Genomic DNA, 25,746 nt, shown 5'->3' with positions numbered 1-25,746 from the left:
AGAATGTCACTGGAGAGCGCACCAGACGAAATCAAACTTGCCGTCGATCTGATCCAACTGCTTGAAGAGAATAATGTTCCCACCGCCACCGTGCTGGCCGCGCTGGCGATTGTTCAGCGGGATTATGAGCAGAAACAAGCGGCGGAAATTAAGGCCGACTAAGCAGCGTGGGACTCAGGCGCAACATATCAAGAAACGCATCCACCAATTGAGGCGCATCGGCTGCCAGATCAAAGCTTTGCGGGTTAAACAGCCAGCTTTCCATCATGCCGTTGATATAGCCGCGCATCAGTAGCGCCGCCTGACGCGTATTCAGGTTCGCAGGCAATTGACTGGCATCAATACAAAGACGTAGTACGTTTTCAATTCGATCGTAACACTCTTGCAGTAAGCTCTGCTGCATATCCTGTAACGTCGACATTTCGCCAACAAACTCACATTTATGAAAGATAATCTCCATTAATGCGCGTCTTTGCGGATCCTTTGCTGTGGCGTCAAGGATATAGATCAACATAGAACGAACAACAGAAAGTGGATCGCCCGGGTATTTTGTCTGATACTCAAGTTCCACATCGTCCAGCCCAGCGTCACAACGCAGCCAGATTTCATGTAAGAGATCGGCTTTATTTTTGAAATGCCAGTAGATAGCACCGCGCGTGACGCCGGCCGCTGTTGCGATATCCGCCAGAGACGTGGCGGCCACACCATGTTCGGAAAAGAGTGCTAATGCGGCGTCAAGAATTTGATGCCGTGTTTCAAGAGCTTGCGCTTTGGTTTTTCGTGCCATGCTGGGCTTTTTTTACAAACTTGTAAGTTTACATACATTTGTGAATGTATGTACCATAGCACGACCCGTGTTTTAACGCAGCAATGGGTTTATCGGTTTGTGATCCATTGATCATTTGATATCGGACACTAGAGGTTTATTTATGAATAAAAACAGAGGATTAGCGCCTCTGGCGGCCGTCCTGATGCTATCAGGCAGCTTTGTGTTAACAGGATGTGATGATAATAAATCCCAGCAAGCCGCCCAGCAGCAGCCCCCAGAAGTGGGTGTTGTAACGTTAAAAAACGAACCCTTGAAAATCACGACTGAGCTGCCGGGCCGTACCTCGGCTTTCCGCGTTGCGGAAGTGCGCCCTCAGGTGTCAGGAATTATCCTTAAGCGTAATTTTGTTGAAGGTAGTGATGTAAAAGCCGGTCAGTCGCTGTATCAGATTGATCCCGCCACATATCAGGCGGCCTACGACAGCGCTAAAGCTGATCTAGCCCAGGCTGAAGCCAATGCGCGCGTTGCGCAGTTAACCATTACTCGCTACAAGCCGCTGCTGGGTACCAAGTACATCAGTCAGCAAGACTATGACACCGCCGCAGGCACCGCAGCCCAAACTGCTGCAGCCGCTCAGGCTGCGCGTGCCAACGTCGAAACCGCGCGCATCAATCTGGCGTATACCAAAGTGACCTCGCCTATCAGCGGTCGTATTGGTAAATCGTCGGTAACCGAAGGTGCGCTGGTTTCCAATGGGCAAACCACTGCGCTGGCGACCGTGCAACAGCTCGATCCTATGTATGTCGATGTGACCCAATCCAGTGATGATTTCCTGCGTTTGCGCGCAGAGCTGGAATCCGGTCAGTTGAAACAGAACGACGGTAAGGCCAACGTCACCCTGCTGATGCAAAACGGTAGCGCATACCCGCAGACAGGCACATTGGAATTCTCTGATGTGAGCGTGGATGAAACCACCGGCTCGATCACGCTGCGCGCCATCTTCCCGAACCCTGACAACCGCCTGCTGCCAGGCATGTTTGTTCGCGCACGTCTGGATGAAGGCACCAATCCATCGGCACTGCTGGTACCGCAACAGGGCGTAACACGTACCCCAACCGGTCAGGCAACCGCAATGGTGGTTGGCGCAGATAATAAAGTGGAATCCCGTAACATCACCGCTAATCAGGCATTTGGCGACAAATGGCTGGTGACGGAAGGTCTGAAAGAAGGCGATCGGGTGATCACCACCGGTATCCAGCGTGCCAAACCGGGTGCGCAGGTGACGCCACAAGAAGTCTCCGATGATGCCAAAGCTGCGCCAGAATCACCGTCTGCTAAATCATCGTCATAAACAGGAGCCACTGATACATGGCTAAGTTCTTTATTGATCGCCCCATTTTTGCGTGGGTGCTCGCCATCATCATCATGTTGGCCGGTGTGCTATCGATTATCAGCCTGCCGATTGAGCAATATCCCAATGTTGCGCCGCCGGCGGTTGAAATCCAGGCCAGCTATCCGGGTGCTGATGCGAAAACGCTGCAAGATTCGGTGACGCAGGTCATCGAGCAAAACATGAACGGTATCGATGGACTGATGTACATGTCCTCGAGCAGTGACTCGTCGGGTACCTTGACGCTGACGCTGACCTTCCAGTCCGGTACTGACGCCGATATCGCGCAGGTTCAGGTGCAGAACAAACTGCAGCTGGCCACGCCGTTACTGCCGCAGGAAGTACAGCAACAGGGGATTCAGGTTAAGAAATCCTCCAGTAGCTTCCTGATGGTGGCGGGTTTTGTCAGTGATGACGGCAACATGACGCAGAATGATATTTCTGACTATGTTGCTTCAAACATCAAAGATCCGGTCAGCCGTATGCCGGGTGTCGGTGATACCCAGGTGTTTGGTGCGCAGTATGCAATGCGTATCTGGCTGGACCCACACAAGCTGAACAACTATTCACTGACGCCAGTGGATGTGATCAGCGCCCTAAAAGTCCAGAACACCCAGATTGCCGCCGGTCAGTTGGGCGGTACGCCACCAGCTCCGGGCCAACAGCTGAACGCCTCGATCATTGCGCAAACCCGTCTGACCTCGACAGATGAGTTCGGCAATATCCTGCTGAAAGTGAATCAGGATGGTTCGCAGGTACGTCTGCGTGACGTAGCGAAGATTGAACTCGGTGGTGAAAACTACGAGATCATCGCGCGTTATAACGGTAAACCGGCTTCCGGTATCGGTATCAAACTGGCAACCGGCGCTAACGCACTGGACACCGCCGATGCGGTGAAAGCTGAACTGGCGAAACTGCAGCCGTTCTTCCCGGCAGGCATGAAAACGGTTTATCCGTACGACACCACACCGTTCGTTAAAATTTCGATTTTCGAAGTGGTGAAAACGCTGTTCGAAGCGATCGTGCTGGTGTTCCTGGTGATGTATCTGTTCCTGCAGAACTTCCGTGCGACGCTGATTCCAACCATCGCCGTTCCTGTTGTATTGCTCGGCACCTTTGCGATTATCAGTGCCTTTGGCTACTCGATAAACACCCTGACGATGTTCGGGATGGTGCTCGCCATCGGCCTGCTGGTGGATGACGCCATCGTGGTGGTGGAGAACGTCGAGCGTGTAATGGCAGAAGAAGGCCTACCGCCGAAAGAAGCTACCAAACGTTCGATGGAGCAGATTCAGGGCGCGTTGGTCGGTATTGCCTTGGTGCTGTCAGCGGTATTTATTCCGATGGCGTTTTTCGGTGGTTCAACCGGCGTCATTTATCGCCAGTTCTCCATCACCATCGTTTCGGCGATGGCGCTGTCGGTGCTGGTGGCGTTGATTCTGACGCCTGCGCTTTGTGCCACCATGCTGAAGCCGGTGGAGAAAGGCGCTCACGGCAAAACCACCGGTTTCTTCGGCTGGTTTAACCGCCTGTTCGATAAGAGCACCAACCACTACGTTGATAGTGTTGGTCATATTGTTCGCAGCACCGGTCGTTACCTGCTGATTTATCTGGTGATCGTGGTCGGCATGGCGTACTTGTTCCTGAAACTGCCTACCTCATTCCTGCCGGAAGAGGATCAGGGTCTGTTACTGGCGCAGGCGCAATTGCCGGCCGGTGCTACCCAGGAACGTACCCAGAAAGTATTGGATCAGGTGACGGATTACTTCCTGACCAAAGAGAAAGACAGCGTTAATTCCGTGTTTACCGTTAACGGCTTCGGCTTTGCCGGTCGTGGACAGAACACCGGTATTGCGTTCGTCAGCCTCAAGCCGTGGGATGAGCGTGGCGATGCCAACCTGAAAGTGCCTGCGATTGCCGGTCGTGCCATGCAGGCGCTCGGTCAAATCAAAGATGCGATGGTGTTCCCGTTCAACCTGCCAGCGATTATCGAACTGGGTAACGCCACCGGCTTCGACTTCATGCTGACCGATCAGGGCAACCTGGGTCACGAGAAACTCACCGCCGCGCGTAACCAGCTGTTTGGCATGATCGCCCAGCATCCGGATACGCTGGTGGGCGTGCGTCCAAACGGTATGGAAGATACGCCGCAGTACAAACTGATCATCGATCAGGAGAAAGCGCAGGCGCTGGGTGTGTCGCTGTCTGACATCAATACCACGCTGGCTTCAGCATGGGGCGGTTCTTACGTCAACGACTTCATCGACCGCGGTCGTGTGAAGAAGGTGTACGTAATGGGCCAGGCCGATTCACGTATGTTGCCGGACGATATCAGTAAGTGGTTCGTGCGCAACAGCGGCGGCACCATGGTTCCGTTCTCCGCCTTCTCTTCGGCGAAGTGGCAGTACGGTTCACCGCGTCTGGAGCGTTACAACGGCTTGCCATCAATGGAGATTCTGGGCCAGGCTGCGCCAGGTAAGAGCTCCGGTGATGCCATGAACCTGATGGAAGAGTTGGCAGGAAAACTGCCGGCGGGTATCGGTTACGACTGGACCGGCATGTCCTATCAGGAACGTTTGTCAGGTAACCAGGCTCCGGCGCTGTACGCCATCTCACTGATTGTGGTGTTCCTGTGTCTGGCCGCGCTGTATGAGAGCTGGTCGATTCCGTTCTCGGTGATGTTGGTGGTACCGCTGGGTGTTGTCGGCGCTCTGATCTTCACCACACTGCGTGGCTTAAGCAACGACGTCTACTTTGTGGTGGGCTTGTTGACCACCATAGGATTGTCGGCGAAGAACGCCATCCTGATCGTTGAATTCGCTAAGGATTTGATGGAGAAGGAAGGCAAAGGGTTGGTGGAATCCACGCTGGAAGCATCCCGTATGCGTCTGCGTCCGATTCTGATGACCTCACTCGCCTTTATCCTCGGCGTAATGCCGCTGGCGATCAGCACCGGTGCGGGTTCTGGCGCACAGAACGCGGTAGGTACCGGCGTAATGGGCGGGATGGTAACAGCGACCGCGCTGGCTATCTTCTTCGTTCCGGTGTTCTTCGTGGTGGTACGTCGCCGCTTCAGTAAGAACAAAGGTGACCTGGAACAAGGTCATCCGGTAGAGCACAAACACTAAGTTTTACCCTTCCCTAAAAGGCCGCTGATGCGGCCTTTTTTATTGCTGTTTCCCTGCCACGCTTAAATCCCTGTGTTTTCCACGGTTGCAATCAGACATTATCGGGCTCATAATATTGTTATAGTATAACATTGCATAACGAGGTTATTATGAAACCGAATATCCATCCCCTTTATCGCCCAGTGGTGTTCCACGACACCTCGGCCAACGAATACTTCAAAGTCGGCTCCACCATCAAAACCGAGCGCACCATTGAGTATGAAGGTGAAGTGCTGCCGTATATCACGCTGGATGTCTCATCAAAATCCCACGTGTTCTACACCGGCAAGCAGAAAGATTTCGCCAAAGAAGGCAGCACCGCGCGCTTCAACCAGCGTTTCGGCAGCTTCCTGTCGCGCAACAAGTAACGCTGGAGAGAAGAGATGCAGGTATTGAGTTCATTGCGCTCTGCAAAGACGCGCCATAAAGATTGCAAAGTCGTGCGTCGTAAAGGTCGCATCTATGTGATTTGCAAAACTAACCCGCGCTTTAAGGCGGTTCAGGGAAGAAAGAAAAAAAGGTAGGAAAGTGTCGTGATAATTGGCCGGGATGCTCCCCGGCCTTTTTTTTACTTCATGCTATGCAGAATGGCGTCAACATTGTGTTTGAACGCGGCCACATAGGTCGCTGCTGGGCCACTCGCTTCCGACAGCGCTTCAGGATAGAGTTCCCCGCCCGGCTGTGCGCCGTTTTCGCTGGCAATCTGTTTTACCAGACGCGGATCGGTTTGATTCTCCATGAAGTACGTTTTGATGTGCTCGGCCTTCAACTGCTGGATGATCGACGCCACATCGCTGGCGCTGGCTTCCGCTTCGGTAGAGAAGCCCACCGGCGCAAGGAAGCTGACGCCATAACGTTGGCCAAAGTAGCCAAAGGCATCATGGCTGGTCAGCACTTTACGCTTGCTCTTCGGCACTTCAGCAAAGGCAGTTTTCGCCCAGCTATCCAGTTTCTGCAACTGCTGAATATAGCTTTCACCGCTTTTACGAATATCCGCCGCATCTGCTGGATCGGCTTTGATCAGCGCATTCATCACATTGCTGGCGTAGATCACACCGTTTTGCATGCTGTTCCACGCGTGGGGATCGGTGACGCTTTTACCGTCCTCTTCCATCTTGCGCGTGTTGACACCGTTCGACGCTACTACGATGGTGCCTTTATAACCTGACGCGCTGATCAGGCGATCCATCCAACCTTCCATGCCCAAACCGCTAACGAACACCACATCCGCCTTCGCCAGCGCCTGGCTATCCTGCGGCGTCGGTTCGAAGGTGTGCGGATCGCCATTCGGCCCGACCAGCGATTTCACGTTGACGTGATCGCCACCGACCTGTTTAACGATATCCGCCAGCACGGTAAAACTCGCCACAACATCAACGCTTTTCGCCAGCGACAGTGGGCTTACCAGCATGGCGCCAATCGCCAGACTCAGCGGTAACTTTTTCATTCATATCCCCTTATTGGTTTCGTTATCGACGGCGCAACAGGCCGCCACATGGTCCTGTCAAAACAGAAAGTAGAAACAGCACCGCAGCACTCAGCACCACCGCCGGTCCAGCCGGCAGCGAGAAATGCCACGAAAGAATCAGGCCGATAAACGCCGAGACGATCGCCAGCAGCATGGCGATGCCAAGCATGCATGCCAGATGACGACTCCAGAAGCGTGCGCTGGTCGCCGGCAGCATCATCAATCCCACTGACATCAGCGTGCCCAGCACCTGAAAGCCCGCCACCAGATTGAGCACCACTAGCATCAGAAACAGACCATGCACCAGCGGTGCGCTCCATTTGCCCTGCGCGCGCAGGAAATCGGGATCGAAGGCATCGATCACCAGCGGACGGAAGATCACTGCCAGCAGCAGCAAGGTGGTAGCCGCAATGCCGCCGACCAGCACAATCGCCGCGTTATCTACCGCCAGCAGCGATCCAAATAACACGTGCAGCAGATCGACGCTGGAACCGCGCAGCGACACCAGCGTGACGCCGAGCGCAAGAGAGCCGAGGTAGAAGCCGGAAAAACTGGCATCCTCTTTGAGGTGCGTATAACGGCTGACCGCCCCCGAGAGCAGCGCCACCGCCAACCCGGCAATCAGGCCGCCGATACCCATCGCCACCAGCGACAATCCCGACACCAGATAACCAATCGCCGCGCCGGGTAACACAGCATGTGATAAGGCATCGCCGACCAGACTCATGCGGCGCAGAGAAAGGAAAACGCCCAGCGGTGTGGCGCTGATCGCTAATGCAACGCAAGCCACCAACGCACGACGCATGAAACCAAACTCGATAAAGGGTTGAAGTAATGTCACGACGCTACCCTACGCAACGTTGGCGTTTGTGCGGAATCAGCGTCATCGAGCGATAACACATCCTGAAAATAGCGCGCCACCAGCGGACGATCGTGCAGCACGACTAATAATGTGGTGCCCGCCTGCTGCTGCTGTTCGAGGATCGACATCAGCAAGGTAACGGTTTGGCTATCAATGCCATTGAAGGGTTCATCCAGCAGCCAGAGCTGGCTGCGCTGCAGCATTAAGCGCGCAAACAGCACGCGCTGCAGTTGCCCGCCAGATAACGTAGATGGCTGCGCATCGGCATATTCACGCATTTGCACCGCATCCAGCGCGGCATCGATTTCCAGGCGCAAGGCGCGATCAATGCCACCAAACCAACCGCAGCGTGGCCAGCAGCCCATCGCCACCAGTTCATAGGCAGTAAGAGGAAAACGCGTTTCAAGTTCACTGCGTTGCGGTAACCAGCCCAGCGCTTTGCGCGGGATGTGCAATTCGCAGCTGCCGGAAATGGGCGGCAGTAAGCCGGCAATGGTTTTCAATAAGGTCGATTTGCCGGTGCCGTTAGCGCCAATCAGCGCCGTCATGCTGCCCGTTGCCAGCTCTCCGTTAACAATCGGCGTCACCGCACGGCCTTGATAACCTGCTTGTAAGCGGTTGAAATGCATCATTTCTGCATGCCCCAATATAAGGCCAGCGCTAGCAAGGCAATCAGCATCAGCGCCACCAGCAAACGGCCGCCAAGGGAAAGAAGTAAACCGCTGTGATTCATACTCAACAACCAATAATGTTATAACATAACAATTATAATACCCGACTCTTCCTCAATGGCGCCCGAGCAAAAGTGTTTCAAAAGTTGATCGCTCACGAAGATAGCTGCGGTAATTCGCCGTTTCGCCATGATTGAGTTATGAAACCCATCACAACGATTACTCTTTCTGTTTATTAGCGACTTGCAATGTCACTCAATTAGCTCAATGATAGAAACATCATTCTTTTACTGGATACAAAATGCCGTCTATTATTCATTGTGATATTGCTGTGGATGAGGACGATTGCGAAAAGTTGGTCAGAATTATCCAGGGGAATATTCTCAAAATAGCCGAGGCATTAGCCGGTGATTTACAGTGGTATTCTCAAAACGCGCAATTAGTTCCCGATAGCTTCCAGATTATTTCTATTCAACCAACCGACAATAATCGATTTAAAATGCTTTACGATTTCAGCTGGAATTTATTTAATCCTTGCCTGGATTTAAATGAAACGTCTATGCGTCGTGAAGAAGTGTTGTTTCAGGTAAAGCCCGGCGCGCTGGTGTTTGACGTGATTGACAATGAGCGCCCCTCTCCTGCCGATGAATTGTAATATTTGGTAATTGAGGTGAGCAAAGCTAATGATTGTGGATTACATTTAAGGAGTCGCTGAATTCAATTTTATTCGAGATCGCTTCCTGGTAGCTTTTCCTAATCTCGCCGCGCTGCGGTAACTGTGCTAGCTATGGAGGGGAAAAAGATGGACGAATACTCACCGAAACGGCATGATATTGCCCAGCTTAAATACCTGTGTGAGAACTTGTTCGACGAAAGTATGGCGACATTGACTGACAGCCATCATGGTTGGGTTAATGATCCTACTTCGGAAAGCAATTTACAGCTCAACGATTTGATTGAGCATATCGCTTCTTTCACGATGAATTACAAAATTAAGCACGTTGAAGATGAAGCCCTGATTACGCAAATCGATGAATATCTTGACGATACCTTTATGCTGTTCAGCAGCTATGGAATCAATACTCAGGATCTACAACGGTGGCAGCGTTCAGCAAAACGCTTATTTAATCTGTTTGCCGAAGAGTGTGCTTATCTCCAACAACCTAGCCATTCCTTTTAGCACCAGACTGAGACCGGTTTATTTATGAGCAACCAAGCCTTAACCAAAACAGATTATTTGATGCGACTGCGCCGCTGTCGCTCAATCGATACCCTTGAACGGGTTATCGAAAAAAACAAGTATGAATTACCTGATAATGAACTCGCGGTATTCTATTCGGCAGCCGATCATCGTCTGGCTGAACTGACCATGAATAAGCTTTACGATAAAGTACCGGTTTCTGTCTGGAAGTTCGTCCGCTAAGTTTTCCCCCTAACAGCCGATCTGCACCATCATCGTTTTAATCAAGGATTGAATCACAGGCAAAGGATTGCCAGATTTCTCTGTGCGTAAAATTCTGCGGAGTATTGGGCGGGTACAAAATGGTGGGGGCCCTGCCAGCTACATCCCGGCACACGCGTCGCCTGCTGCGGCTGCTTCCTTCCGGATCTGACCGAGTTCACAAGTTAGCATTGCGGGAGAACCAACAGGGCCCCCATTGACAAGCCCTCATTTCGAGAGCGCAGGCATTATCAAGTATGCCCCTGGCAATTGCAAGCGCAGGCCCGACAACCGTTGGTTTCTTGCACAAGCACACAGCAATGCGCTGATGTCTACCCTTCTGCATGCTAAAGTTTGCCCTTTCCTGATGAAAATAGGTGCGCATATGAGCGACCAAAACAATTTCTCTGAGCGCGTCTGGCAGATCATCGCGGCCATTCCGCCGGGAAAGGTCACCACTTACGGGGATGTTGCGCAATTAGCGGGTTCGCCGCGCGCGGCACGTCAGGTGGGCGGCGTATTACGCCGTTTGCCGGAAGGCAGTAAATTACCCTGGTTTCGCGTTATCAATCGCCATGGCCGCATTTCACTACAGGGCGACGACCTGTTTCGTCAGCGAGATGCGCTGGAAGCGGAAGGGATTGAAGTGAGCGATGCTGGGGAAATCGAGTTAGAGAAATATCGATGGGAAATTTAGCGGTGCGATATGTCGCGCCCAAGCCCGCCACCAACCGCACTGAACGTTACACGCTGGAAGGCATCGTTGTGGAGTAAAGCGTCACACGCCATGGATGGCGTGTGCCGAGCGATCAGGGACGAGACAGCGACTTTACGGAACAATGATGACTTCCGGCGCTCTCTCGTCCCATCTTTCGAAATTACAGACTAGTCGGTGCCGGCACCGAAGACGATGGCGTCACCTGCGTAGGTGAAGTCGAAGGCACTGTTGTCGCTGCTCCCGGCTGGGTTTGCATCGCGACGTTAGTCACAGGCACCAACAGCAGTTCGGCTTTTGTTCCGCCCTGATTAATCACCGGTTTCACCGTATCGGTGATAAACGCCAGCTTGCCATCAATCGAAATCGCCGCACTCAACAGAATGCGCGCGTTCGGCTGGATGTCAGCCGGATTGAACGGCAAGACAAACTGGAACGGCGACTGTTTCCCTTCCGTGCGCACCACGCGCTGCGACAGCACTTTCGAAGGCGCATCGGCCAGCGATGCATCTGATAGCGTAACGGTCAGCACAGAATCCGGCGGCAGCGCAATGCGCTGGCGGATATACACCGAACCACTGACATTAGGCTGCGCAATCGCGGCCTGCTGCCCCGCTACCGCTGAGCCGAGTGTAGGTGTGGCTACCGGCTTGCTGTGGTCCGCACAACCGGTAATCGCCGCAGCCAGGGTCATACCACTAATAACTTGCCAGAGTTTCATCGATGTCGTCTCCTTATGAACACTATGATTGTCGGCGGTGGATTCATTGCTTAGCTTTTCAGCCGCCGAATGACCTTAATTCTGGCACAAATATCGGCATTGCGCCTAAACCCTCTGCCAGCCCGCTGAAATCGCGGCAAAATCATTGACGGAAACTGGTCGGATCTTTCACACTGACGCGATGAGTCACGCTGAGGAATTTGCTATGAGCCAGGCACTGCACAACCTGCTTAATTTATTAAATCTGGAAAAACTGGAAGAAGGCCTGTTTCGTGGTCAGAGCGAAGATCTGGGCTTGCGCCAGGTGTTTGGTGGCCAGGTGGTCGGCCAGGCGCTGTATGCCGCGAAACAAACGGTGCCGGAAGAGCGCATCATTCACTCCTTCCACAGCTATTTTCTGCGTCCGGGCGATAGCCAAAAAGCCATCATCTATGATGTTGAAACGCTGCGTGATGGCAAAAGCTTCAGCGCACGCCGCGTTAGCGCGGTACAGAATGGTCAGCCGATCTTCTATATGACGGCTTCGTTCCAGGCACCTGAAAGCGGCTTCGAGCATCAGAATGAAATGCCGCAGGTGCCAGGCCCGGATAATCTGCCATCGGAACAGGATTTGGCGAAAAAGCTGGCCGCGCATCTGCCACTCAAGCTGAAAGAAAAATTCCTCGCTGAGCGTCCACTGGATATTCGTCCGGTGCAAATTCACAACCCGCTGAAAGGCCACGTCGATGAGCCGCTGCGTCAGGTGTGGATCCGTGCTAACGGCGAGTTACCGGCCGATCGTCGTATCCATCAATACCTGCTGGGATATGCCTCGGATCTTAACTTCCTGCCGGTAGCGCTGCAGCCGCACGGTAAAGGCTTCCTCGAAGCCGATATGCAGGTTGCAACCATCGATCACTCAATGTGGTTCCATCGCCCGTTCGACTTGTCTGAATGGCTGCTGTACAGCGTAGTGAGCACCTCGGCCTCCGGCGCGCGCGGTTTTGTGCGTGGCGAGTTTTATACGCAGGATGGCCGACTGGTGGCGACCACGGTGCAGGAAGGCGTGATGCGTCAACGCGACGCATAAAAAAAGGGGCGATATTATCGCCCCTCTGTTTTTTTATAATTTTAGCGCACTGCTCTTCTTTAGCCCGGCTGTTACTGGTTGTAAGCGTTCTCGCCGTGGCTGTTCACATCCAGACCTTCACGTTCCTGATCTTCCGGAACACGCAGGCCAACAATCATATCCGCCAGTTTGAAGCCGATGAAAGCTACAACTGCAGTCCAGACGATGGTCACACCCACGCTGAACAGCTGAATCCAAACCTGATGGCCCATGGTCACGCCTTCTGCGTAGCCTACGCCGCCCAGTGAAGAGGATGCGAACACGCCGGTCAGGATACAACCGAGGATGCCACACACGCCGTGCACACCGAACACATCACATGGGTCATCAACGCGCAGCCATTTCTTCAGGGTTGTTACGCCCCACAGACCGGCTAAACCACCCGCCAGACCGATAATCAGCGCGCCGCCGACACCGACATAACCACAAGCTGGGGTAATCGCCACCAGACCAGCGATGAAGCCAGAGCAAGCACCGAGCAGAGAAGGTTTACCGCGTACCGCCCACTCGCCAAACACCCACGAAAGTACCGCACCCGCTGTAGCCACCACGGTATTCAGGAACGCCAGCGCAGCGATTTCGTTAGCTGAGGAAGCAGAACCGGCGTTGAAGCCGAACCAGCCCACATACAGAATCGCGGTACCGAGGAACACCATCGGCAGGTTGTGTGGTTTGAAGGCTTCTTTGCCGAAACCTGCACGTTTGCCCACCAGGTAAGCACCCACCAGGCCAGCAACCGCGGCGTTGATGTGAACCACGGTGCCGCCCGCGAAGTCGAGCGCGCCGTCTTGCGCCAGCAAGCCACCCGCCCACACCATGTGTGCGATTGGCAGATAAGCCAGCGTCAGCCATACCACCACAAAAATCAGAACCGCAGAGAAGCGAATACGTTCAGCCAGCGCACCGACAATCAGGCCGACGGTGATACAGGCGAAGGAAGCCTGAAACGCAACGTGAATGTACTGATAGAAGCTGCCCATCAGCGCTTTCAGCTCAATATTTTTCAGCATCGCCCACTGGAAGCTACCGAAGAAGGAGTTGCCTTCACTGAACGCCAGCGAGTAGCCGTAAATCACCCACAGCACACAAACCAGTGAGAAGGTCACCGCAACCTGCGTCAGCATCGACAGCACGTTCTTGCCGCGAATCAAACCGCCGTAGAACAGCGCAATGCCGGGAATCGACATAAAAAGTACCAAGGCGGTACAGATCATCATAAAGGCGTTATCGGCTTTATCCGCTACTGCAGGGGCTGCCGCCATCGCCAGAGAAGGTAACAGCGCAAGGCTGGTGAGGCCCAACTTCGTTATCAGTTTATTCATTTCTTTCCATCCCATCACAATTCAGAGCCCCAGTTACAGTGCTGCTTCGTCGGTCTCGCCGGTACGAATACGAATGACGCGCTGCAGTTCTGCGACGAAAATCTTGCCGTCGCCAATTTTGCCGGTATACGCGGCTTTGCTGATGACATCGACCACTTCATCAAGCTGGTCGTCCGCAATAGCGATATCAATTTTTACTTTTGGCAGGAAGTTAACGCTGTACTCGGCACCGCGATAAAGCTCTGCGTGACCTTTCTGGCGACCGAAACCTTTAACCTCGGTAACTGTCAGTCCCTGAATGCCAATAGAGGATAAGGCTTCACGCACGTCCTCCAGCTTAAATGGTTTGATTACCACGGTAACCAGCTTCATACGTTCCCCTCCGGATAAGAAATTGAGTGAGTCTTCGCGGACACGTAGGGATATAAGCAAAGGCTGTGCCATAAATAAAAAAAGGGGAATGTCAGTAGCATAGGCGCGCTGCATCACGCTTCGTTATGTGAAGCACAGCGCAGATTGCGGAGGAGGAAGAGGAAAGGTGTTGCAATATTGCACTTCTTTGGTGCTTTAAGCCTCAAAGAAGTGCATCAATACAGAACATTCCGATAAAACTGTGCAAAAAAGGTGCAATTCACCCTTCAGCTTGTACGGGGATGCTCGCCGCGAGTTCATCGCCGGCCTGCTGCAGCTGATACATCTGCCAGTAACGGCCCTGCTCGGCCAACAGTTCAGCATGCGTACCGCGCTCCACCACCTGACCGCGATGCAGCACTAAAATCTGATCGGCCTCGGTAATGGTGGAAAGGCGATGCGCGATCACCACCAGCGTGCTGTGCTGGCGTAATGCACGTAACGCATGCTGAATCGCCTGTTCCGTGCCGGAATCGATATTCGCCGTGGCTTCGTCGAGGATCAGGATTTGCGGTAAAGACACCAACACGCGCGCCAGCGCCAGCAGCTGTTTCTGCCCAACCGACAGATTATTGCCCTGCTCGCCTAAACGCGTATGGATGCCGTCCGCCATGCTGCGCGCCAGCGGTGCCAGCTGCACCGTCTCCAGCGCCTGCCACACCTGATCTTCCGGGATATCGCGCCCCAAACGCACGTTGGCCAGCAGCGAATCCGCCAGCACCACCGGATCCTGTTGCACCATCGCAACGCTTTGACGTAAAGCGGCATGCGACAGTTGCGGCAGCGGGCGACCATCCAGTTCGATGCTGCCGCGCGTCACCGGGTAATAGCCCATCAGCAGATTCGCCAGCGTGCTTTTCCCGCTGCCGGTATGTCCCACCAGCGCAACAAAATGACGCGCCGGAACTTCAAGATTGATATTGCTGAGCACATCGCGATTATCGCGATAGGCAAAGCTCACATCCCGCAGCGAGATGCTGCCGGAAGCCAGCGGCTGAATATCGTTGCCGTAAGCTTGCTGATCCGCATCCATCAGTTCGAAGATGCGCTCGCCGGACACCACCGCCTGCTGCAGCATCGACTGCTGCGTAGTGAGTTCAATCAGCGGTTCATTGAGGCGGCCAAGATAGGTAATAAAGGCATACAGCACGCCGACTTCAAACACGCCCGGCGTGGCGAAGCTGAACAGCATCAGCAAACCGCACAGAATCATGGCCGAAAACAGACTCAATAACGGGCGCAATAAAAAGCCATCCAGCCGCAGCGTTTCCATGCGCGCCAGATAGTGCGAACGGCTGGCTTCGCCCATGCGTTCACCAAAGCGCGCCTGCTGGCGGAACTGCTGGATCACGCTCATGCCATTGATTACTTCATTGAAGCCGTTGTTGATGTCCGCCAGATAGCTGCGCACGCGACGCGCAATCGGCGTGCTGAAGCGCTGATAAATCAGCATCACCGTCAGCACCAGCGGGAAAATCACGATCGCCACCAGCGCCATGCGCCAGTCGAGGGAGAACATCGCCACCAGCATCGCGCCAATCAACGCAGCGGCGCGCAACACCGTTGCCACCACGGTGACGTAGAGATCTTTGATCACTTCGGTGTCGTTGGTGACGCGCGAGATGATTTGTCCAACCGGCTGGGTATCGAAGGCGCTTAACGGCTGGCGCAACGCCGCGTTCATCACATCCACGCGCAATTGCTGCACCACGCCAATCGCCGCACGGTTAAACAGCAGCGCCTGAAAATAGTGCAAACCGGCGGCCAGCAATTGCAGCAGGATAAAGCCCACCAGCAGGCCAGCGACAATGCCCCACGGCATCTGATGTTTCGCCACCAGATTATCGATGAAATAGCTCACCAGCACCGGTCCGGTCACTTCGGCTGCCGCAGCAATCCATAGCATGCCGACCGCCAGCCACAGCGATTTACGCCACGGTTTGCCATACGCCAGCAGTCGTTTCAGCGTCGGCCATAAACGTTGTGATTTAGCCACGGCTTGCTCCTTCTGCCACTTCATCGTCATCCAGTGCGGCTTCCAGCTGCTGATAACGGTACATATCGCGATACCAACCCTCTTTAGCCGCCAGGGTTTCATGATCGCCACGCTGCGCCACGGCGCCGTGCTGCAGCACCAGAATTTCGCTGGCCTCGGTGAGCGCCGACAGACGGTGCGCGCTGATAATCAAAGTGCGCCCTTTGCCCCACTGACGCAGGTTATGCAGGATGTCATGTTCAGTACGGCCATCAACCGCCGACAGCGCATCATCCAGAATCAGGATTTCGGCATTCAGCAGCAGCGCGCGTGCAATCGCAATGCGCTGCTTCTGTCCGCCCGATAACATCACGCCGCGCTCGCCCACTTCGGTCTCATAACCTTGTGGCAGGCGCAGAATATCGTCGTGCACGCAGGCCATGGTTGCCACGCGCTCCAGCTCTTGCTGCGTCGCATTCGGGCGACCCAGCGCCAGATTGGCGGCAATGGTGTCAGAGAACAGGAAAGGCGTCTGGCTGACTACCGCCAGCCGGCTGCGCCAGCTATCGAGTCGCAACTGCGGCAGCGGCGTATTGTGGTAACGAATATCGCCCTGATCGATGTCGAAGTGGCGCTGAATCAGGCTCAGCAGCGTGCTCTTGCCGCAGCCGGTTGGCCCACATAATCCCAGCATCTGGCCCGGTTTTAGCTGGAAATTAACATGGCTCAGCACCGGGCCAGAACTGGCCGGATAGCGGAACTCACGAATGGCAACCTGCATCACGCCAGGTTCGGGCGGTAACACTTTCTGACCATCTTCAACCGCCGGCGCTTCCGCCAGCAATGAACGGATACGGCTCCACGCCGCACTGCCGCGCTCAACGATGTTGATCATCCACGCCAGCGCCAGCATGGGCCAAATCATCAGGCCGAGGTACATCACAAAGCTGGTGAGCTGCCCGAGCGTCAAACTGCCATTCCACACCATCCAGCCACCACCGGCAATCGCCAGCAGGTTGGAGAAGCCGACAGCGATATAAATGATCGGATCGAATCGCGCATCCACGCGCGCCACATGCAGGTTTTTCTTGCCAGTATCAGCGGCGATGCCGGCAAATTGCTGCGACTGATGATCTTCGAGGCCAAACGCTTTGATCATGCGGATGCTGGTCAGGCTTTCCTGGGTTTGATCGTTCAGGCTGGAGAACGCCGCCTGCGCCACTTTGAAACGCTGATGCAAGCGGGCACCATCTTTCTGAATGGCGAAGGCCATAATTGGCATCGGGATAAGCGCCAGTAACGTCAGCTGCCAGCTGATTTGGGTGCTCATCACAATCAGCACCACCAATCCCATCACCAGTGAATCCACCAGCGTCAGCACGCCTTCACCGGCGGCAAACACCACGCGATCCACATCATTGGTGGCGCGGGCGATCAGATCGCCAGTGCGATGGCGCAGATAAAATGCCGGATGCTGGCGACTGAGCTGACGGTAGAAATCTTCACGCAGCTCAACGGCTAATTGGTAGGATGCGCCAAACAGCAGCACGCGCCAGACGTAGCGCAGCAGATAGACGATTACCGCCGTCACCAGCATCACGCCGATCCACATAAAGATCTGCCCGGCGCTTAAATTATGCTGGGTGACGCCGTCGACAATCACGCCAACCACGTGCGGTGGCAGCAATTGCAGCAAGGCAATAACGATCAGCAAGCTGACGGCGCCCAGATATCGCCGCCACTCGCGCAGGAAATACCAACTTAACTGGCTGAATAATCGCACAAGAGTGTCTCTTTCTGTGCCCGCTAGGGCGCTACCGGCAATGCGGTGGTGTATTTAATCTCTTCCATGGCAAAACTGGAGGTCACATCCATCAGGCCCGGCACGCCGTTCACCAGGCGCTTATAAAAGCTGTCGTAACTCTTCATGTCCGCGACCTGAATGCGCAGCAAATAATCGTACTCGCCCGCCATGCGGTAAAACGCCATCACTTCCGGCATTTGCTGCACCACGGCGACAAATTGCTTAAACCACTCGCTGCTGTGCTGCTGGGTTTTGACAAACATAAAGGCGGTGAGCGACAGACCGATTTTTTCGCCGTCCACCAGCGCCACGCGCGCACGAATAATGCCATCATCTTCCAGTTTTTTCAGGCGTTTCCAGCACGGCGTGGTGGTGAGATTCACCGCATCGGCCAACGTCTGCAGCGACAACGTGCAATCCTGCTGCAGCAATGCCAGCAAAGTGCGGTCAGTTTTATCTAACATTTGCCACTCCCGGAGAAAAATTTTCTCTAAGCGCACCATTATACCGCGATTAAAGCAACCTCTTTTTCCTGCCAGTGCCTTACACTGTGCGCAATAATGATTACGGAAATGCCACATGCAAACGCCCTGGGTTCGCCACGCCATCAATGAAATTAACGCCGATTTTCAGCGCTCTGCGGATACACATCTGATCCGCTTTAAGCTGGATGATTTTCCCGGCATTCACTTCTATCTCAAGGATGAAAGCACCCATCCCAGCGGCAGCTTAAAACATCGTTTGGCGCGTTCCCTGTTTCTCTATGGCCTGGCGAATGGCTGGATCCACGAAAATACGCCGATCATTGAAGCCTCATCCGGCAGTACTGCGGTATCGGAAGCTTACTTCGCTCGCCTGCTCGGTTTGCCCTTTATCGCCGTGATGCCCGCCAGCACCGCGAAACGCAAAATCGAGATGATTGGTTTTTACGGTGGCGAGTGCCATTTCGTCGCCGATCCCTGCCAGCTGTACAGCGAATCCGAGCGTTTAGCGCGTGAACTCAACGGCCACTTTATGGACCAGTTCACCTACGCCGAACGTGCCACCGACTGGCGCGGCAACAACAACATCGCCGAAAGCATTTTCCGCCAGATGTCACACGAACCCTTCCCGGTGCCGCATACGGTGATCATGAGCGCCGGTACCGGCGGCACCTCAGCAACATTGGGCCGCTATATCCGTTATCAGGGCCATGACACGCGCCTGCTGGTGGTCGATCCGCAGCATTCAGTGTTTTTTGATTACTGGCATAGCCGCGAAAAAACGCTGCGCAGCGAACGCGGCAGTCTGATTGAAGGCATTGGCCGCCCGCGTGTGGAACCGTCGTTTTTACCCGACGTTATTGACGAGATGATGAAAGTGCCAGATGGCGCGACTATCGCCGCGATGCTGCAGCTGGAAAAGGTGCTGGGACGTCGTCCTGGCGCCTCAACCGGCACCAACTTCTGGGGCATGATGCAGGTGGCAAAACGCATGCGGGAAAACGGCGAGCAGGGTTCTTTGGTGACGTTGCTGTGTGACAGCGGTGAGCGCTATCCCGACACCTATTACAATCCGCAGTGGGTAGAGCAGAATATCGGCGACATTGCACCCTGGGTGCGTGAGCTGCAATAAAAAACCGGACGTCCTGTCCGGTTCACTGTAAGCCTCAGCATTCGGGGGAATAATCGAGGTGTGGTGTGGTCATCCAGTGATTAAGGTAGTGAGACACCGCCTGTGTCTCGCAATGTCCGATAATCGGTAAATGGGGCAACGACGCTTTCAGTTGATGCATGGCGTTGCCCATAATGAAACCGCTGCCAACGCGCTCCAGCATTTCGCGATCGTTCATGGCATCGCCAAACGCCATACAATCCGCCAGCGACAGCGAAAGGTGCTGGCACAAACGTCCCAACGCCGCGCCTTTATGGCAATCGACCGGTAACACTTCCAGACAATCCCACGCAGAGAAACAAATGTTGGCCCGCTCGCCCAATGCGGCCTGCAATTCACTTCTTAGCGCCTGCAACATTTCATGCGGCGCAATAAAACAGATTTTGGTGACTTCATGCGCCGACATCTGACGCAAATCGCGCAGCTGATACTGGAAGCCACTCATCGCATGCGCTTCCAGCGCGCCGAGCAGCGGTTTATCGGTAAACCAGCCCTCATCGTTGAAAATATGAATCGAGGCTGGCGTTTGCCAATGGGTATGAATCACCTCTTCCGCCACCGATGGCGATAAATCGCAGCCGTATAGTTGGTTGCCTTCCAGATCGTGAATACGCGTGCCGTTGCCGGTAATCAGCCATGCAGGCAAGGTGATTTGTTCGCGTACTCGCTGCATATCCATAAGATGACGCCCGGTGGCAAACGCCAACGTGACGCCGCGCTGATGCAACGCATGCAGGCTTGCCAGCGTTTCATTACCTAACCGGTGCGAAGGCAGCAACAGCGTACCGTCCATATCAAATGCCGCGAGGCGAGCCATGCGAATTCTCCTGTCTGAGTGAGGCAGCTACTATCGCCTGGCAATTACGGAACTAATAGTGAATACTTTTTAAAAACTGTTCCGGGTTTAGCCATGCGCGAACTTCATCGGGTCAATCAATTTCAGCGCCTGTGGCAACTCAGCCACGGCGAAACACAACGCCTCAGCGTCGCTGCGATGGCGCAGCACTGCTTTTGCAGCGAGCGCCATGTGCGCACGCTGCTGCGTCAGTGGCAGGATGCCGGCTGGCTGCAGTGGCGGGGTGAATCCGGGCGTGGCAAACAGGGCGAGCTGACTTTCCTGGTGTCGCCGGAACAGTTGCGCCAGCAGCTATTAACGCAGCAACTCGACGCCGGCGAGGCGGTACAGGCGCTGCAGGTGCTGGATCTGCATCCCGAGCGATTAGTGAAAATGCTGCGGCCGCTGATGGGCGGTCAGTGGCAGAACCAATCGCCGGTGCTGCGCATTCCTTACTACCGCGCGATGGAGCCGTTGCGTCCGCTGCAGCTGACCGGACGCGCCGAGCAACATCTGGCGCGCCAGGTTTTCTCCGGGCTAACGCGCTTTCGCGATAACGATGTTGAAGGCGATATCGCGCATCATTGGCAGCACGATGCCAGCGGCCGTGACTGGTATTTCTGGCTGCGCCCACAGCTCAGCTGGCACAACGATGAACCGCTGCAGGCGGCGCAGTTGGTTGAGCAGCTGCAACAGATCAGGCAATCGCCGCGCGGTTCGCGGCTGCTGGCGGCGATTGAACGGATTGAAGCGCCACATCCGCTAGCGATACATATTCAACTGCGTGAAAGCGATTACTGGCTGCCGCAGCGGCTGGCGCATCAATTCTGTCTGTTACCTCATCCTGAATTCGCCGATATCGGTAGCGGGCCGTGGAAACTCACGCATTTCACCGCTGAGATGGTGCGGCTGGAGAGCCACGCGCGCTGGCATTTGCAGCGCCCGCTGATCCAGCGGATGGAATACTGGATCACGCCGCAGCTGTTTGATCGTGATCTCGGCACCAGTTGCAGCCATCCGGTGCAAATCGCCATTGGCGATCCTGACGAACTCGGCTCGCTGCGTCCGGTTGATCGCAGTATCAGCCTGGGATTTTGCTATCTGGCGCCACGCATCTCGGCGCACTTCAGTGCCGAACAGGCGCAATCGCTGATTGCCCTGATTCAGCGTAGCGGTGTGATTCAACAATTGCCGCTGGATGAAGGTTTAATCACACCGAGCCACGAACTGCTGCCTGGCTGGCCGGTACCGCGCGCCGAAAGAGAGAAGATTGCACTGCCGCCTACGTTAACGCTGCATTACCACTTGCCGGTCGAACTGCATGTGATGGCGCAGGCGTTGATTCCACTGCTGGCGCAACACGGCTGCGCCCTCACCTGCATTTTCCATGACGTAAAAAGCTGGCGTGACGATAGCGATCTCAGTGAAGCCGATGTGGTAATGGGCGATCGGCTGATTGGCGATGCACCGCTGTTTACGCTGGTGAACTGGCTGGAGAACGATCCCGTCTGGCAGCCGCTGCGCGAACAGGTTCTGCAAACGCCGCTGAGTGCTATTGCCCAACAACCTGATGCGTTGCAGCGCGGTGAATTGACTCAGCAACTGTTTCAGCAGCTGATGTGCGATGGCCATTTACTGCCGCTGTTTAACTATCGCTATCAGGTTTTTGCGCCGCCCGGCGTGGAGGGCATCCAGCTTAATAGCCTGGGATGGTTTGATTTCACCCGCGCCTGGATTCCGCCGCCAACCACAGCTAGCGCTGTTCAGCCTGCGTCCGAGCCAGTACCATAAGCGCACTGATTTTTGGGGAAGAAAAAATGAAACGAGCCGTTGTGGTATTCAGTGGCGGACAAGACTCCACCACCTGTTTAATTCAGGCGCTGCAACACTATGATGAAGTGCATTGCGTGACTTTTGATTACGGCCAGCGCCATCGTGAAGAGATCGAGGTTGCGGCTGAGCTGTCGCACAAGCTGGGCGCGCGCGCGCACAAAGTGCTGGACGTTACGCTGCTCAACGAATTAGCCGTCAGCAGCCTGACGCGCGACAACATTCCGGTGCCGACCTACGATCCCAATGCCAGCGGTTTGCCGAGTACCTTTGTACCGGGCCGCAATATTCTGTTCCTGACGCTGGCATCGATTTATGCCTATCAGGTCGAAGCCGAAGCGGTGATCACCGGCGTGTGCGAAACCGATTTCTCCGGCTATCCGGATTGCCGCGATGAGTTTGTTAAAGCACTGAATAACGCCGTCAGCCTGGGCATGGCGCGCAATATTCGTTTTGAGACGCCGCTGATGTGGCTGAATAAAGCTGAAACCTGGGCGCTGGCCGATTATTGGCAGCAGCTGCCGCTGGTCCGCGCTGAAACGCTTACCTGCTACAACGGCGTAAAAGGTGATGGCTGCGGCGAATGCGCGGCCTGCCATTTACGCGCCCGTGGCCTGGCAGATTATCAGGCGAACGCGTCGGCGGTGATGGCAGCGATGAAAGAAAAAAGCGGCCTCAACTGATTCAGGCCGCAGGGTAGACTGGCGTCATCGGCGCCAGTTATTCATTTTCGACCATCAACGACGCCAGACGCTCGCGCAACTCCCCTTCCATCGGCACCGCTTTTTGCGTACGCAGATCAATACAGACAAAGGTCAGCGCTGCATCGGCCACCACCGAATTATCACTCGCCAGCAGGACACGCTGCGCAATGATGCCGCTCTTCCCGCTGAGCTGTGACACTTCACTTTCAATATTCAGTACGTCGCCCAATACCGCCGGACGACGATAGTTGATGTTGATATTCACCACCACAAACGCCAGTTGCTGCTCCATCAGCCAATGAAACGCATCGACATCCTCCAGCCACTGCCAGCGCGCCTCCTCCAGAAATTCCAGATAGCGCGCGTTATTCACGTGCTGATAAACATCCAGATGGTAACCGCGCACTTTAATTGTGGTTTGCATTATTGCTCCTTGTTCAGGCTGAGAATGACAACTGGTAAGACCTGTTGAGCATAGCACAGCCTGAATCCGGGCTTTTTCAATCCTTCAAAGTCGCGAGACGCTTCACAATTTAAGCCGGGCGCTGTTGCGCTCAATCAGGGCGCTACCAATGCCCGGCACCTCCTTGAGCTGTTCTATGGCGGTAAATGGCCCGTATTGTTCGCGATAACTGACAATCGCCTGCGCTTTCTTCAGTCCGATACCGTTCATACCCGCCGCCAGCTGTTCGGCGGTGGCTGAATTGATGCTGACCTGTCCTTCCTGTGGCGTGGAGACTTGCGTCGCCTGCGTTTCACTGGGACTTTCGGCAGCCGCCAGTCCGGTGGTATAAACTGCGCCGCCCAGCGCCAGCGTAATGCATAGGGCTTGAAACGTTGATTTCATCATGCTGTTTTTCTCCTTGTGTTTGACAGCAACAGCAGGGTGTCACAGCTCAATTCAACGCTCAAAAGGGCAATTACAGAAATGGAAAAGGCCGCATAAGCGGCCTTTCGGGTATTGCAGTGGTTTAACTTTTTTTGTGAGGCTTATTGGTTTTGTGCTGCGGCGCCGTACTTAATCTTCGCCTCTTTACGCAGGTTTTCCAGCAGCGCTTCAAAGGCGATTTGCGCGTTATTCTGCGTTACACCTTTTACCATCTCATCGATCTGCGCCTGCGGCATGTTGCCCGCGCTGACTTTATCCAGCGCGATCAGCACCACATTGCCCTGCATATCTTCGCTCACGCCCCACGACGGTTTATTGTCGGCAGGTTGTGGCAGATTGAAGGCCGACTGAGCAACAGGATCCTGCGCATTGCGATCAAACGATTTGCTGGCGCTGAGCGTCAGGCCTGCAGCCTTCAATGCATCCGCGTTACCGGCTTTCAAATCGGCCAGCAGCTTGTCTGCTTGTGCTTTCGCCTGCTGCGTCGCTTTATCATGCTTCAGCGAGTCTACGATCTGCGCTTTTACCTGATCCAGCGGCTTCACCGCTTCCGGTTTGTGCTCGCTGATGCGCAGTACAAAGGCACGATCGCCATCCACAGAGATGATGTCGGAGTTGTTACCCGGCGCACCATTCTGGCCCACTAAACCACCGTTGAAGATCGCCTGTTTAACCTGATCGAAATTCAACTCGTCTGGCAGGTTGTCGCGGGTGATCCAATTGGTTTCTACCACTTTCAAGCCGGAAGCCTGCGCCGCGCCCGCCAACGATTCGTTATCGTTGCTGGCTGCTTCGCTTACTTTCTGCTGAATTTTGTAGAAGGCATCAACCGCTTTCTCTTGTTTCACTTTGTCGGCAACGATGTCATGAACATCGGCCAGCGGCTTAACCTGCTCCGGCTGGATATCATCCAGACGCACCACGAGGAAGCCAACCGACGATTTAATGGCACCGGAAAGTTGGCCTTTCTGCGTCAGATTGGCGTTTTTCAGCTCGTCTGGCGTAGTGCTCGGCTCCAGCCAACCCATGTCACCGCCTTTGCGGGCTGAGATTGGGTCGATAGATTTGCTTTTTGCCAGCGCGGCGAAATCTTCGCCTTTCTTCAGCGCATCAACCACGGCGTTAGCGTCAGCTTCCGTCTTGGTCTGGATCACGCTGTAGCGATTACGCTGCGGCTGTGAGTAATCCGCTTTGTGTTGATCGTACCAGCTCTGAATATCCGCTTCGCTGGCCGTTTCCTGCATGCTAGCGGCATCCATTTTGATGTAGCTCACGCGGAACTGCTCAGGCGCCATGAAGCTATTCTGGTGCTGCTGGTAATACTGGCTGACTTCGTCGTCGCTGACCGTCTGCTTAGCCGCCAGCGCGTTGACATCAATCACCGCCTGACGCACTTCACGCTGCTGCGACACCAGATCCACCAGCTTGCTGGTTTCGCCTTTCAGCATGAAATCGGTGTTAGCAATCGCGTTAATCAGCTGCTGCGTCGCCAGCTGCTTGCGCAGCGCTTCGGCATACTGATCAGCGGTGAAGCCCATGCTGGTGATCAGGCCGCTGTATTTGGCGTTGTCGAATTTACCGTTGGTCTGGAAAGCTTTCTGATTGAAGATCGCCTGTTTCACCTGATCATCGCTGATGCCGATGTGCAGATCTTTGATGTACTGATCAAGTAACGCCTGGTCGATCAACTGCGACAGCGCCTGCTGGCGCATCTGCTGCATGTAGCCTTCGTTGCTGGCTAACTGCGAGAACTGATCGCCCAGCATCTGCTGCTGACGATTGCGCTCGTTGTTATAACCCTGCTCCAGCTCTGCACGGCTGATCTCGTGGCCGTTAACTTTGGCAGCATAATCACCGCCGCCACCGATCAGGTAGTTGCCCACCCCGGTGAGTACGAAAGACAGGATGATCAATCCCAGAATAATCTTGAGCACGACATGATTCGACGCCGCGCGTAAATTGTCCATCATGGTATGACAACACTCCGCTGTAGTGTGAATGTAAAGCTCTA

The 25,746-nt window shown here is 54.6% G+C and carries 27 protein-coding genes and 1 other RNA gene; 13 read left to right on the top strand and 15 right to left on the bottom strand.

Features of this window, described 5'->3' with window-relative positions; genetic code table 11:
• The first annotated feature begins 3 nt into the window (after positions 1 to 3).
• Positions 4 to 162 (top strand): pleiotropic regulatory protein RsmS, encoded by a 159-nt coding sequence (rsmS, locus tag HX773_RS09295; protein WP_176971286.1) that lies wholly within the window; start codon positions 4 to 6, stop codon positions 160 to 162.
• Here rsmS and acrR read toward each other — a convergent pair.
• A complete protein-coding gene (gene acrR / locus HX773_RS09290; RefSeq protein ID WP_176971285.1) occupies positions 149 to 787 on the bottom strand; it encodes a multidrug efflux transporter transcriptional repressor AcrR in 639 nt (212 codons plus the stop codon). The genes rsmS and acrR overlap by 14 nt on opposite strands.
• 142 nt (positions 788 to 929) lie before the next feature.
• Here acrR and HX773_RS09285 point away from each other — a divergent pair, with 142 nt between their 5' ends.
• The 4 genes from HX773_RS09285 (at position 930) to ykgO (ending at position 5,850) form a co-directional block, all read left to right on the top strand.
• Positions 930 to 2,120, top strand: a complete 1,191-nt coding sequence (locus tag HX773_RS09285) for an efflux RND transporter periplasmic adaptor subunit (RefSeq protein WP_176971284.1) — start codon at positions 930 to 932, stop codon at positions 2,118 to 2,120.
• Positions 2,121 to 2,137: 17 nt separating this feature from the next.
• Positions 2,138 to 5,287, top strand: coding sequence for an efflux RND transporter permease subunit (locus HX773_RS09280; RefSeq protein ID WP_176971283.1), 3,150 nt, complete (start codon positions 2,138 to 2,140; stop codon positions 5,285 to 5,287).
• A 149-nt stretch (positions 5,288 to 5,436) separates the two neighbouring features.
• On the top strand, positions 5,437 to 5,694 hold the full coding sequence (locus tag HX773_RS09275; protein WP_176971282.1) for a type B 50S ribosomal protein L31: 258 nt from the start codon (positions 5,437 to 5,439) through the stop codon (positions 5,692 to 5,694).
• Positions 5,695 to 5,709: 15 nt separating this feature from the next.
• A complete protein-coding gene (ykgO, locus tag HX773_RS09270) occupies positions 5,710 to 5,850 on the top strand; it encodes a type B 50S ribosomal protein L36 (RefSeq protein WP_008103894.1) in 141 nt (46 codons plus the stop codon).
• Between the two features lie 44 nt (positions 5,851 to 5,894).
• Here the strand turns inward: ykgO and HX773_RS09265 are convergent, their stop codons facing one another.
• Genes HX773_RS09265 through HX773_RS09255 form a run of 3 tightly spaced genes read right to left on the bottom strand, consistent with a single transcriptional unit; the run spans position 5,895 to position 8,288 of the window.
• Positions 5,895 to 6,773 (bottom strand): metal ABC transporter substrate-binding protein, encoded by an 879-nt coding sequence (locus HX773_RS09265; protein WP_176971281.1) that lies wholly within the window; start codon positions 6,771 to 6,773, stop codon positions 5,895 to 5,897.
• Positions 6,774 to 6,795: 22 nt separating this feature from the next.
• On the bottom strand, positions 6,796 to 7,635 hold the full coding sequence (locus HX773_RS09260; RefSeq protein WP_176971280.1) for a metal ABC transporter permease: 840 nt from the start codon (positions 7,633 to 7,635) through the stop codon (positions 6,796 to 6,798).
• Positions 7,632 to 8,288, bottom strand: a complete 657-nt coding sequence (locus HX773_RS09255; RefSeq protein ID WP_176971279.1) for a metal ABC transporter ATP-binding protein — start codon at positions 8,286 to 8,288, stop codon at positions 7,632 to 7,634. The genes HX773_RS09260 and HX773_RS09255 overlap by 4 nt, the downstream gene beginning before the upstream one ends.
• Before the next feature lie 340 nt (positions 8,289 to 8,628).
• Here HX773_RS09255 and HX773_RS09250 point away from each other — a divergent pair, with 340 nt between their 5' ends.
• The 3 genes from HX773_RS09250 to HX773_RS09240 all read left to right on the top strand — a co-directional run bounded on the left by HX773_RS09250 (position 8,629) and on the right by HX773_RS09240 (position 9,750).
• A complete protein-coding gene (locus HX773_RS09250; protein WP_176971278.1) occupies positions 8,629 to 8,982 on the top strand; it encodes a hypothetical protein in 354 nt (117 codons plus the stop codon).
• Positions 8,983 to 9,129: 147 nt separating this feature from the next.
• A complete protein-coding gene (gene tomB / locus HX773_RS09245) occupies positions 9,130 to 9,507 on the top strand; it encodes an Hha toxicity modulator TomB (protein ID WP_007886936.1) in 378 nt (125 codons plus the stop codon).
• A gap of 24 nt (positions 9,508 to 9,531) precedes the next feature.
• Entirely contained in the window at positions 9,532 to 9,750 is a 219-nt protein-coding gene (locus HX773_RS09240; RefSeq protein ID WP_007886938.1) for an HHA domain-containing protein, read from the top strand.
• Between the two features lie 129 nt (positions 9,751 to 9,879).
• Here HX773_RS09240 and ffs read toward each other — a convergent pair.
• An RNA gene (ffs, locus tag HX773_RS09235) (signal recognition particle sRNA small type) lies at positions 9,880 to 9,976 on the bottom strand.
• A gap of 177 nt (positions 9,977 to 10,153) precedes the next feature.
• Between ffs and HX773_RS09230 the strand changes: the two genes are divergently transcribed.
• On the top strand, positions 10,154 to 10,465 hold the full coding sequence (locus HX773_RS09230; protein WP_008103902.1) for an MGMT family protein: 312 nt from the start codon (positions 10,154 to 10,156) through the stop codon (positions 10,463 to 10,465).
• 181 nt (positions 10,466 to 10,646) lie between these two features.
• Here HX773_RS09230 and HX773_RS09225 read toward each other — a convergent pair whose 3' ends face one another.
• Complete coding sequence (locus tag HX773_RS09225; RefSeq protein WP_176971277.1) at positions 10,647 to 11,204, bottom strand: YbaY family lipoprotein; 558 nt, start codon at positions 11,202 to 11,204, stop codon at positions 10,647 to 10,649.
• A gap of 205 nt (positions 11,205 to 11,409) precedes the next feature.
• Between HX773_RS09225 and tesB the strand changes: the two genes are divergently transcribed.
• Positions 11,410 to 12,273: an acyl-CoA thioesterase II gene (gene tesB / locus HX773_RS09220; RefSeq protein ID WP_101762413.1), complete on the top strand. Its 864-nt coding sequence runs from the start codon at positions 11,410 to 11,412 to the stop codon at positions 12,271 to 12,273.
• 71 nt (positions 12,274 to 12,344) lie between these two features.
• On the opposite strand, the gene amtB is transcribed toward tesB, so the two are convergent.
• The 5 genes from amtB to HX773_RS09195 all read right to left on the bottom strand — a co-directional run bounded on the left by amtB (position 12,345) and on the right by HX773_RS09195 (position 18,288).
• Complete coding sequence (gene amtB, locus HX773_RS09215) at positions 12,345 to 13,634, bottom strand: ammonium transporter AmtB (RefSeq protein WP_064740463.1); 1,290 nt, start codon at positions 13,632 to 13,634, stop codon at positions 12,345 to 12,347.
• 33 nt (positions 13,635 to 13,667) lie between these two features.
• Complete coding sequence (glnK, locus tag HX773_RS09210) at positions 13,668 to 14,006, bottom strand: P-II family nitrogen regulator (RefSeq protein WP_007886947.1); 339 nt, start codon at positions 14,004 to 14,006, stop codon at positions 13,668 to 13,670.
• A 259-nt stretch (positions 14,007 to 14,265) separates the two neighbouring features.
• Positions 14,266 to 16,041, bottom strand: a complete 1,776-nt coding sequence (locus HX773_RS09205) for a SmdB family multidrug efflux ABC transporter permease/ATP-binding protein (protein ID WP_176971276.1) — start codon at positions 16,039 to 16,041, stop codon at positions 14,266 to 14,268.
• Positions 16,034 to 17,803 carry a SmdA family multidrug ABC transporter permease/ATP-binding protein gene (locus HX773_RS09200; protein WP_176971275.1) on the bottom strand — a complete coding sequence of 590 codons (1,770 nt, stop codon included), beginning with the start codon at positions 17,801 to 17,803 and terminating at the stop codon, positions 16,034 to 16,036. Before HX773_RS09200 ends, HX773_RS09205 begins: the two co-directional genes overlap by 8 nt.
• Before the next feature lie 23 nt (positions 17,804 to 17,826).
• Positions 17,827 to 18,288 (bottom strand): Lrp/AsnC family transcriptional regulator, encoded by a 462-nt coding sequence (locus HX773_RS09195; protein WP_176971274.1) that lies wholly within the window; start codon positions 18,286 to 18,288, stop codon positions 17,827 to 17,829.
• A 115-nt stretch (positions 18,289 to 18,403) separates the two neighbouring features.
• On the opposite strand from HX773_RS09195, the gene HX773_RS09190 reads away from it, so the two are divergent.
• Positions 18,404 to 19,438 (top strand): PLP-dependent cysteine synthase family protein, encoded by a 1,035-nt coding sequence (locus HX773_RS09190; protein ID WP_176971273.1) that lies wholly within the window; start codon positions 18,404 to 18,406, stop codon positions 19,436 to 19,438.
• A 34-nt stretch (positions 19,439 to 19,472) separates the two neighbouring features.
• Here the strand turns inward: HX773_RS09190 and cof are convergent, their stop codons facing one another.
• Positions 19,473 to 20,294 carry an HMP-PP phosphatase gene (cof, locus tag HX773_RS09185; protein WP_176971272.1) on the bottom strand — a complete coding sequence of 274 codons (822 nt, stop codon included), beginning with the start codon at positions 20,292 to 20,294 and terminating at the stop codon, positions 19,473 to 19,475.
• Positions 20,295 to 20,387: 93 nt separating this feature from the next.
• On the opposite strand from cof, the gene HX773_RS09180 reads away from it, so the two are divergent.
• Together HX773_RS09180 and queC are read left to right on the top strand one after the other, a co-directional pair.
• A complete protein-coding gene (locus tag HX773_RS09180) occupies positions 20,388 to 22,103 on the top strand; it encodes an SgrR family transcriptional regulator (protein WP_176971271.1) in 1,716 nt (571 codons plus the stop codon).
• Between the two features lie 26 nt (positions 22,104 to 22,129).
• Positions 22,130 to 22,825 (top strand): 7-cyano-7-deazaguanine synthase QueC, encoded by a 696-nt coding sequence (gene queC / locus HX773_RS09175; RefSeq protein ID WP_154153596.1) that lies wholly within the window; start codon positions 22,130 to 22,132, stop codon positions 22,823 to 22,825.
• A 37-nt stretch (positions 22,826 to 22,862) separates the two neighbouring features.
• On the opposite strand, the gene HX773_RS09170 is transcribed toward queC, so the two are convergent.
• The 3 genes from HX773_RS09170 to ppiD form a co-directional block, all read right to left on the bottom strand.
• The gene (locus tag HX773_RS09170) at positions 22,863 to 23,270 is read right to left on the bottom strand and encodes a thioesterase family protein (protein WP_137385275.1); all 408 of its coding nucleotides are present in this window, start codon (positions 23,268 to 23,270) and stop codon (positions 22,863 to 22,865) included.
• A 102-nt stretch (positions 23,271 to 23,372) separates the two neighbouring features.
• Entirely contained in the window at positions 23,373 to 23,696 is a 324-nt protein-coding gene (locus HX773_RS09165) for a ComEA family DNA-binding protein (RefSeq protein WP_176971270.1), read from the bottom strand.
• Between the two features lie 140 nt (positions 23,697 to 23,836).
• Positions 23,837 to 25,705, bottom strand: a complete 1,869-nt coding sequence (gene ppiD / locus HX773_RS09160) for a peptidylprolyl isomerase (protein ID WP_176971269.1) — start codon at positions 25,703 to 25,705, stop codon at positions 23,837 to 23,839.
• Positions 25,706 to 25,746: the final 41 nt, after the last annotated feature.

The organism is Pantoea sp. B9002, assembly GCF_013385945.1.
In the GTDB taxonomy this organism is placed as follows: Bacteria; Pseudomonadota; Gammaproteobacteria; order Enterobacterales; family Enterobacteriaceae; genus Pantoea.
Note: the sequence above shows the minus strand (reverse complement) of the source record. Positions and strands in the feature narration are given on the sequence as shown.